The 8,943-nt window shown below is 41.8% G+C and carries 6 protein-coding genes; 4 read left to right on the forward strand and 2 right to left on the reverse strand.

What is annotated here, in order from left to right; translation table 11 throughout:
* The first annotated feature begins 814 nt into the window (after positions 1-814).
* Complete coding sequence (locus V7K62_RS27710; RefSeq protein WP_334869830.1) at positions 815-1,762, forward strand: LysR family transcriptional regulator; 948 nt, start codon at positions 815-817, stop codon at positions 1,760-1,762.
* A gap of 190 nt (positions 1,763-1,952) precedes the next feature.
* Here V7K62_RS27710 and V7K62_RS27715 read toward each other — a convergent pair whose 3' ends face one another.
* Positions 1,953-3,542, reverse strand: a complete 1,590-nt coding sequence (locus tag V7K62_RS27715) for an eCIS core domain-containing protein (protein WP_334869832.1) — start codon at positions 3,540-3,542, stop codon at positions 1,953-1,955.
* 905 nt (positions 3,543-4,447) lie between these two features.
* On the reverse strand, positions 4,448-5,956 hold the full coding sequence (locus tag V7K62_RS27720) for an eCIS core domain-containing protein (RefSeq protein WP_334869834.1): 1,509 nt from the start codon (positions 5,954-5,956) through the stop codon (positions 4,448-4,450).
* A gap of 190 nt (positions 5,957-6,146) precedes the next feature.
* Here V7K62_RS27720 and V7K62_RS27725 point away from each other — a divergent pair, with 190 nt between their 5' ends.
* The 3 genes from V7K62_RS27725 to V7K62_RS27735 all read left to right on the forward strand — a co-directional run.
* A complete protein-coding gene (locus tag V7K62_RS27725) occupies positions 6,147-6,386 on the forward strand; it encodes a hypothetical protein (protein ID WP_334869836.1) in 240 nt (79 codons plus the stop codon).
* Positions 6,386-6,910 (forward strand): phage tail protein, encoded by a 525-nt coding sequence (locus tag V7K62_RS27730; protein ID WP_334869838.1) that lies wholly within the window; start codon positions 6,386-6,388, stop codon positions 6,908-6,910. The genes V7K62_RS27725 and V7K62_RS27730 overlap by 1 nt, the downstream gene beginning before the upstream one ends.
* Positions 6,911-6,933: 23 nt before the next feature.
* On the forward strand, positions 6,934-8,943 hold a 2,010-nt coding region (locus V7K62_RS27735; RefSeq protein ID WP_334869840.1), incomplete at its 3' end, for a hypothetical protein.

Below are 8,943 nucleotides of genomic sequence, written 5' to 3' on the forward strand. Positions count from 1 at the left end.
TTTGCCCTTTTCCCCTTTTCCCCTTTTCCCCTTTTCCCCTTTTCCCCTTAACCGAAAAGTATTAGCTGTAGGGGCAATACCCTACAGAAGCCGCTTCTCTACGAACGCGAACAGCGTGTCACAGACAGACGCTTTGCGAATGCGTCTACCTAAAAATCATTCTTTTCAGCTATCGTTTGCGTAAGTCCTGAATGCAATATAGGAATCATATTTGATTTCTGAAAAAATCTCGGTAGTCTTGTAGTGGACTGTAATGGCTTTAATGTTGCAAAAAAATTGTCGGTTGGGTGGAGGCTTTGCGTAACCCAACATCCTGATAATCAGTTGGGTTGCGCTCCGCTCCACCCAACCTACGTCTAATGCACTATTAAAGCCATGACAGTCCACTACGTGCATTTCAAAAATCAAATACTAGTCCTATATCTGATGCGATCGCAGCTGTATCCGTATCAGACGTTATAATCAGTCGCATAATGAATTAAAAATCTTATCTAAAAATTCAGATATTTCAGCAGAAAATAGTCAGTTCTTTTTTGGCGATATTTTCCGAAAAAATCCGTGCAAAGCGGATAATTGACGACAAAGGCGATAAAACCTGATTTACATATAGCGTTTCCTAATCATATTAGGTACTATCTTAGCCCCCTCTTCGCTTGCTCTTAGGGGGTTGGGGGTGGGGTTCTTGTACATCACTTGGGCCGAGAACCGCTATAAATGTAAATCAGACAAAAGGCCTGTAACAAACTCTACTAAATTGTGGATAAAAATCCGTTAACTTAATAAAACTGATAAATGTAATTCAGGCTACATAAAAATGCGCCTAGAGCAGTTGCAAGCCTTTCTAGCGATCGCCCAAACCGGCAGCTTTCAACAAGCAGCGCGAACATCTGGTGTTACCCAATCGACGATTAGTCGCCAAATCCAAGCATTAGAAGCAGATTTGGGGATAGAACTGTTTCACAGAAGCAGTCATGGCAAGCTGACGCTAGGAGGTGAACGCTTGTTACCCCGCGTCCGCAAAATTTGCCAAGAGTGGCAGACTGCTACAGAAGAATTAGCCGATTTAATCGCCGGAAAGCAACCAGAACTTTGCATTGCCGTGATTCACTCCCTATGTGGATCTTACTTACCACCAGTGTTGCAAAAGTTTTGTCATGATTATCCAGATGTGCAATTGCGGGTAACTTCATTGGGAAGCGATCGCGCTCTCAAAGTCCTCAAAGATGGATTGGTAGATTTAGCAATTGTGATGAATAATCGCTTTTTAACCACCAGTAGAGAAATGGTGGTAGAAGTACTTTATGATGAACCTATAGAAGTTTTAACCGCAGCCAATCATCCCCTAGCACAATATGAATTCGTTCCTTGGTCGGAGCTAATTCGTTATCCCCAAGTGGTTTTTAAAGATGGCTATGGGATGCAACGCTTAATACAAGATAGATTTGAGCGCATGGAAGCTACACTCCAGTCGGTTTTAGAAGTAAATACCCTAGATGCCTTCCGGGGAGTCGTGCGCCAAGGAGAACTAATAGCTTTGCTACCTCAATCAGCATTAATAGAAGCTCGTCTTGACCCTACCCTGGCGATTCGTTCCTTAGCCAGCAATAATACTAGTGGTTTAGCAGATGGTTCCAGTTTGACTCGTCGGGTAGTTATGGTAACAACTCAAGACCGTCTGCAAATTCCCCCCATCAAGCACTTTTGGCAACTCGTGCGGGAAAATATCCCACTGCAAATTGAGCAGCAGCGATCGGCTTCTTAAGCGTTATTAGTCATTATTAGGACTTACGCAAAAGTACACGCTGTAGGGGCAATTCATGAATTGCCCCTATCTGAAAATAAGGGTTTCGGCTATTGTTTGCGTAAGTCCTGATTATTCAAGAGTCTTTAATTTCTGATGGGACTTTTGCAAGATAATTAATAGTTTATAAAAACTAACTGTGCCGTAATTCTTAGCCAGCCCTGAGTCTTGTTGGGATAAACTCATGCTCTCTTATCTTGTTATTCTCGCACGTTAGTAGCTGCACACCAGTTAGCCACTGTTGCGACCCCTGTAACCCGATTTTGAACTTAACAGTGCGGGATTTATACTCTTGTGTGATTGTGATCTGCGGCGGATCAAGAAATCTTGCCGTGAGCGACTTACCTGGATCTATAATCATGCCCTGAGTTCCGAGTGCGTAGCTACGGAAAGTATTAGAATTTGGCCTGTTTGCGTACTGATCCAGCGATTCTGTTTCTGTAGTTCTATTGCCGCCGTTGTCTGTCGTGATCTTTGTTATTTCCTCAAAATATTCTAATGGTGGCGGTGTCAAAAGGCGCAATCTTTTCTGCGATTTGTTGTACCATCTGATATTTATATATAAATTATGCCCAAATTGCCTGTCCGTTATGATATCGCTAGGCTGCATCGTCAAGATATCTAACTCCAAGTATTTTTTCCAGTCCTCCCCGTTCACCTGTATTTCTTCTATTTCATCGCCACTGTTATCTATATCGCCACTGTCTTTGGAAAAGAATTTTTTAACCTTTTTAAAAGGGTTACGCTGGATTACTTGTTGATACCCAGAAGGGGAGTTAAGAAGGGCTTTGGCTTGGATATTGTTTTTTTTTATCTCCTGGTCAGGAAGCAATTTACGCCCAAGCGCACTACCATTTTGTTGGACAACGTGAGTTAACTCATGGGCAAGTAATTCCTTTCCTCCATGACTCTCTGGAGCATATTCTCCTTGACGGAAGAATATATCCTGTCCTGTTGTGAAGGCACGAGCTTGGATAGATTGATTGAGTTGGTCAGAGCGGCTATCTGTGTGGATTTTGACACTGCTGAAGTCAGTCCCAAAAGCTTGCTCCATTGGTTGGCGGATATCGTTTGAGAGTGGCTGTCCACTTCCCCGTTCCTGTTGGATTGAAGTTTCCAGATCGGATGTGGCTGCAACACCACCACCCTGACGTTGCAGCGAAGTATTGGTATCCGCCAGAGATTTCATTTGTAATTCTTCTTCTTCTTCTGGTAATGCTTCCCGTTGCAGCGAAGTATTGGCATCAGCCAGAGATTTCATTTGTAATTCTTCTTCTTCTTCCTCTGGCAATGCTTCCCGTTGCAGCGAAGTATTGGCATCAGGCAGAGATTTCATTTGTAATTCTTCTTCTTCCTCTGGTAATGCTTCCCGTTGCAGCGAAGTATTGGTATCCGCCAGAGATTTCATTTGTAATTCTTCTTCTTCCTCTGGCAATGCTTCCCGTTGCACAGACTGTTTACTCACAGGGTCACTCATCCTCTGCATCACTTGCTGTGCTACTCTATCAGCTTCCTGCTCGTAAATATCTCCTGGCTGGTTAACCGTGAGTTTTGTTTGTGGACGCAGTGATATTCGACTGATGTCGTGCATTAAAGGTAAATTTTGCGATCGCACCTCATTTGCTGCTTGGGATGAAGCACCAGAGGACTCTAAACCAAAACCACGTATCGGTTGTTTGAGTGCAGGTATTGAGAAGGAAGCAGTAGTAGCTTTTTTGGGCTGGACTATGCGTTCTCTCATTTTTTCTCCTGATGCCTAAGCAGTAGGTGGATGAATATTTTGCTATTAATAATATCTAGAGTACAGCGATCGCACTTTTAATACAATTCACTCAAGGTCTAAATTTTCGGGAACCCCGTTTTATAGTATCGGGCGATCGCACAAGTCATGTTGCGTTCTCATTAAATTGGCAATTCTTCAACCCTAAACTGAGATTGTAACACTAATGATCGCTGGCTATGGAAAGTTCACTCTAACCTTGAGTGGGCGCTAGTTCTGCACTGTTTAAACATAGAAATTCCCCTAACTGAAATCTCTCGTCGCATTAATTTTTAAGGTGGGGGGGTTAACTTTCTTAATAAGAATACTAAGCCATCTAATACATGGCGCGTTACACGCACGTTTTTGAACCCTATAAGAGCGGTGATCGCAATTATAATTCAATGGGCATCGGAAAATTTATATCGCTGCCAACTAATATATTTATATGTGTATGACCGTGCTTGTATAACTTTCTGGTAATGGACGAAAGGATATCCGAAAAGGTAATTAAATCGATCAATGCACCTTTCAACATGTTATCGACTTCTGTCCAAATGAAGGCAGAGCGTACTTCAGGACAAGTTACGAGGTATTGGAAAAAGTGATCCTCAAAATTACTCAAATTGTCTGCTTTGCCCTTCGTTAATATTTGATCGGAAAATTCACTTAGAAATGTCTCTATATTTACGATGTTTTTGCCATTTAGAGTGTACAGCTTATATGATTGGCACAGGGAGTTTGATAAGTCTGTATATGCTACTTTATTTACCACATTTATGATGGATGGTCGTGTTATATCAAATCCTATATTCTTCATCGTGGCATTCCTTTTTTACTCTTGTTATTGGTTTTTTGTTGTAAATTACGATTGTATTAAGCAATAGTTATGTAACTCGGGTAAAATTATTGTAGTGATCGCTTGTAGCCCACCAATGATTCGCATGTGGCCCTGCCCCTGTCGTATCCCTTACAATTCGATTTCTCCCCCAGAACCCTTCAGCCGCTATAGCTCCTGTTGGTTCCGCATAGTATTCAGCGTACCCTCCGGCTCCCGCGAGTCCGGGTAAGTCACTATCGTTATTATTCCAAGGCGCATTCCAACTGGCCGTTAACCATTTTGCAGCCGCGGTTATTGGCCATTGGTTGTGATGTACCGTCATTCTATTATTGTAATCTTTATCTGATCTGTTCATCTTCCAAGTAATCTCATCAGGAATCTTGTCTTGAGCACTCTTTGGGAGCCTATTCCAGGCATCTAAGGCAGTCTTGTCTGATTCTGCCCGCTCTGTAGAATCATTCCATGGGTTATCTGCGGCAACTCTGTTAGTAACCCATGGAGGCACAGCAGGTCGTGCATTCGGACTCGCTGTTGCCAACGCGTATCCTGCATTTAGCGATGATGATAACCCACCTACAGCCGTAGTATTAGCAGAATTCCATGGAACCATTTGCAAACATCCGGGCTGCGCTAATGATGAAATTTGGCTATTCCCTGTTATTGCCACTTTCCCTTGGATCGCGCGATCGGCAATTGATGCAGATGGGCTTACGATGGCTGTGTGTTGCGATAACTGCTGCGGTGGTAAAGGCGATCGCATCACTGCTCCCCCATTCTGCTGCACTACATGGGTCAACTCATGCGCCAACAACTCCTGTCCGCCCCGACTCCCAGGATTATATTCCCCCTGCCGAAAGAACACATCCTGTCCCGTCGTGAAAGCCCGCGCCTGAATTGATTGATTCAACTGATCAGACTGACCATCCGTGTGAACCTTCACCCCACTGAAATCTGCGCCAAACGCCTGTTCCATCGGTTCGCGGATGTTGTCTGCGATCGCCTGTCCACCACCCCTAGCTTGGTTAATGGACGCTTCCAAGTCTGGCGCAGCAGCTATCCCAGCCTCAGCCTGACGCTGCGCCATCGGCTTCATCTGTAATTCTTCCTCATCCTCTGGCACTTCTTGCCGTTGCAGTGTCCTATTGTCCAGAGATTTCATCTGTAATTCTTCCTCATCCTCTGGCATTTCTTGACGTTGCAATGTGCTAATCTCCAGAGGTTTCATCTGCAATTCTTCTTCTTCCTCTGGCAATGCTTCTCGTTGGATAGACTGGCGATTTACAGGTTGCGCCATTCTTTGCATTACCTGCTGTGCGACGCTATCAGCTTCCTGTTCGTAAATGTCTCCAGGCTGGCTAATTGAGAGTTTTGCTTGGGTACGCAGTGGTATGCGACTTATATCGTGAGTCAGTGGTTTATGGAGTGGTTGTATTTCAGGAACCGCTTGGCGTGAAATTGCCGAAGACTCCAAACCAAAGCCGTGTATCGGGTTTTTCAGAGATGGAATTGAGAAGCCTGTAGTAGTTTTTTTCTGCCGGTTAACCTGTTCTCTCATTTCATTCTCCTGATACCCAAGCAGTAGCTAGATGAATATTTTGCTGTTACTAACATCTAGAGTACAGCGATCGCACTTGTAACACAATTCACCAAAGTCTAAATCCAGGCAGAGGTCAAATTCGACTTTTGGCTACTTTTGATTCTGATGCAGTAGCTTTAGCCTTGATTTTAGGAGAGATTTTTTATTTATGGACTCAAAACAGCAACAAAGTTTTTTCACGTTCGATGGAGATGTTGGCGGTACTGCTGGATATGCCGGGGTTTCGGCGGCATCTGATGCTAGCAAGGCGGCTAAAACGGCAAGTAAATACCTCAATGATTCATTGCTGATGAACCAACTGACAGAGTACGTGTATAAACTTTTGCTAGAAGATTTGCGATCGCAGCGCGAAAGGATAGGTAATTATGGTTCCCAAAGGTGGTTGTGATGGCTATAGGCGCTAATAACGGCAACATTACTCACGAATTAAATTATGTTACAACTAATCGTTTCTACGTTGAGATCGACAGTTCTATTGCTGCATCTTTCGCTGAATGTTCAGGATTAAGTATTCAAATTAAGAAAAATGTGTTTCAGGAAGGTGGTGTTAACGATCAGCAAAGAATTTATTTAGGTCATACAGAATTTGCAGACATCACTCTTAAACGTGGAGTTACCGATCATCCAGGTTTTTGGAACTGGATGAATGCAGTTTTTGATGAACAAAAGAAAACATCTCGACGTAATGTCAATATTCTGATTTTCAATCAAGCCGGTGAAACGATGATGAGTTGGACTTTGATTGGTGCTATTCCGATAACCTGGAAAACACCTGCACTCCAAGCAGATGGCAAGGCAGTTGCCATTGAAGAATTAACTTTAGCTTATGAAGGGTTACAAGTTGCAAGAGCTAGAGGAGGAGGTATTTCTGTACAACGAAATCAAAAAACAGGATATTTTGTTTCTAGTTAATTGGCTCTTTTTAAACTATAACTATGCAAATTATTCAACCTCTACTAGGAAACAATATTCATCCTCTTGGGTTAAGATCATCTTTATCTCATCCTCACGGAATGTTATTGAGAAAAGAGTCTCATTTGCTAAATTCACGAAGTAATTTTATCAGTTCCATACAAACTAAACCACCATTAGTCACATCCTCAAAATTTTTATTGTCTCGTGAACATGAAGCATCGATACAACCATTGATCGGTTGGGATAGTTGGGATACTCAGGATATAAATAATGAGTTTCCATTAGTTGACTTGGATTCTTCTGATTCAAGAACTCCACTAAAAAATAGTAATATTAATAGTAGTGAACCAATAAAAAGCAGTATTCCAGAGATAATGCCAACTCGCATTGACAACAATACCAGTAATAATACATCATCAGAAATAAAGATTAAAGGTAAATCTAAATCAAAAAAAATAAACAAATCTCAACAGCCACCGGAAAAAAAGTCAACGCCTAAATCTCAGACTAAAAAAACAGTCAAATCATCAGCGACTAAGTTGGTTGATAAAAGCAAAATTCCTATTAATTTCAATGAAGATAGCTTATTAGCATCAGATGAGCCTTTGCCTGTTGAGGCTAATTTAGAACTCCCCACGTTACAACTTGATATTGCTTCAGATAATATTACAAATGATCGTGATTCGATTGGCATCATAACGCCTAGTATAACGGCACCAATTTCACCTAGCTTTGAAGATAAATCGACTTTATTCAGGAATATTGCTAACGGCGAAGTACAAGCAAATCCTGAGTTAACATCTAGTTTACCTAATGCACAATCGTCTCTGATAGAAAGCATTTCGCAATTACAACAAAAAAAGAAATTAGACGATAATGTAAATGAACTAGCAGAAACTTCACTGATAGAATTTTATTTACCTAATAATATTGAGGAAACATTTACTCCGCCTCTTCTTATCAAGAATGAACCAAAAATAATCACTGAAGCATCAGAATCAGTTAATATCTCAGATATCCCAGTCAGCCTAACGCCAATACAACAGGATAGTGAAACAGATCAATTTACTTCTATAGTTGATAATCAAACCACCACTTTGCCGACAAATTTAATACAGAAAAAAGAGGTGTTACCAATCTTAAACCCTCCATCGCCGGAAGAAGAATCACCACATACAAATAGTAATTTTGAGGAAATTACAGCCATTGAATCAGACTTAATATTAGAAAGTAACACAAATGATTTTGTTACAGATAATTCTGTAGAGAATGCAGCTTTATCGTCAGTATTTACCTCACTTAATGTTGATGACACACTTCATGTTTTGGCGAATGCAGAAAATACCGTAGGGGCGCACAGCTATGTACCCCTACCGAATGTTGGTGTACCTAATTCTAAGTCTTCAGTTGCAAAAAAACCTATTGCAATACAACAAGAAATTATCTCTAGTGTTACGAGTGAGTCTCCAGGCAGTACACCTGTTCAGTTAACACCTATCTCAGCCGATATTGAAGACACACCCAGCTTATTCACAAACTCTGATAATAATGAACAGTTAGTAACTGTTAATGTTTTAGATGTCTCAGCAAATGTAACTTCACTGCAACATGACAGCAATCTTGAGAATACTGCCAGCGAGTCTACAGAAAGTTATCCAATCTTAGCACTACCTGAGATTAGTGAAACACCAACAATTAGTGCTATATCACCTCAGATTGCTGAAACTGGGATGTTTAACGACAAGCCGCTAGATATCTACGCGCCACTTCCCACCACATCGCCTGAGATTAGTGAAACACCAACAATTAGTGCTATATCACCTCAGATTGCTGAAACTGGGATGTTTAACGACAAGCCGCTAGATATCTACGCGCCACTTCCCACCACATCGCCTGAGATTAGTGAAACACCAACAATTAGTGCTATATCACCTCAGATTGCTGAAACTGGGATGTTTAACGACAAGCCGCTAGATATCTACGCGCCACTTCCCACCACATCGCCTGAGATTAGTGAAACACCAACAATT

This window comes from Nostoc sp. (genome assembly GCF_036917935.1).
Lineage (GTDB): Bacteria > Cyanobacteriota > Cyanobacteriia > Cyanobacteriales > Nostocaceae > Nostoc.

Excerpts from the sequence above, each read along its gene's own strand:
- V7K62_RS27710 (WP_334869830.1), top strand. The coding sequence starts at position 815 with ATGCGCCTAGAGCAGTTGCAAGCCTTTCTAGCGATCGCCCAAACCGGC.
- V7K62_RS27715 (WP_334869832.1), bottom strand. The coding sequence starts at position 3,542 with ATGAGAGAACGCATAGTCCAGCCCAAAAAAGCTACTACTGCTTCCTTC.
- V7K62_RS27720 (WP_334869834.1), bottom strand. The coding sequence starts at position 5,956 with ATGAGAGAACAGGTTAACCGGCAGAAAAAAACTACTACAGGCTTCTCA.
- V7K62_RS27725 (WP_334869836.1), top strand. The coding sequence starts at position 6,147 with ATGGACTCAAAACAGCAACAAAGTTTTTTCACGTTCGATGGAGATGTT.
- V7K62_RS27730 (WP_334869838.1), top strand. The coding sequence starts at position 6,386 with ATGGCTATAGGCGCTAATAACGGCAACATTACTCACGAATTAAATTAT.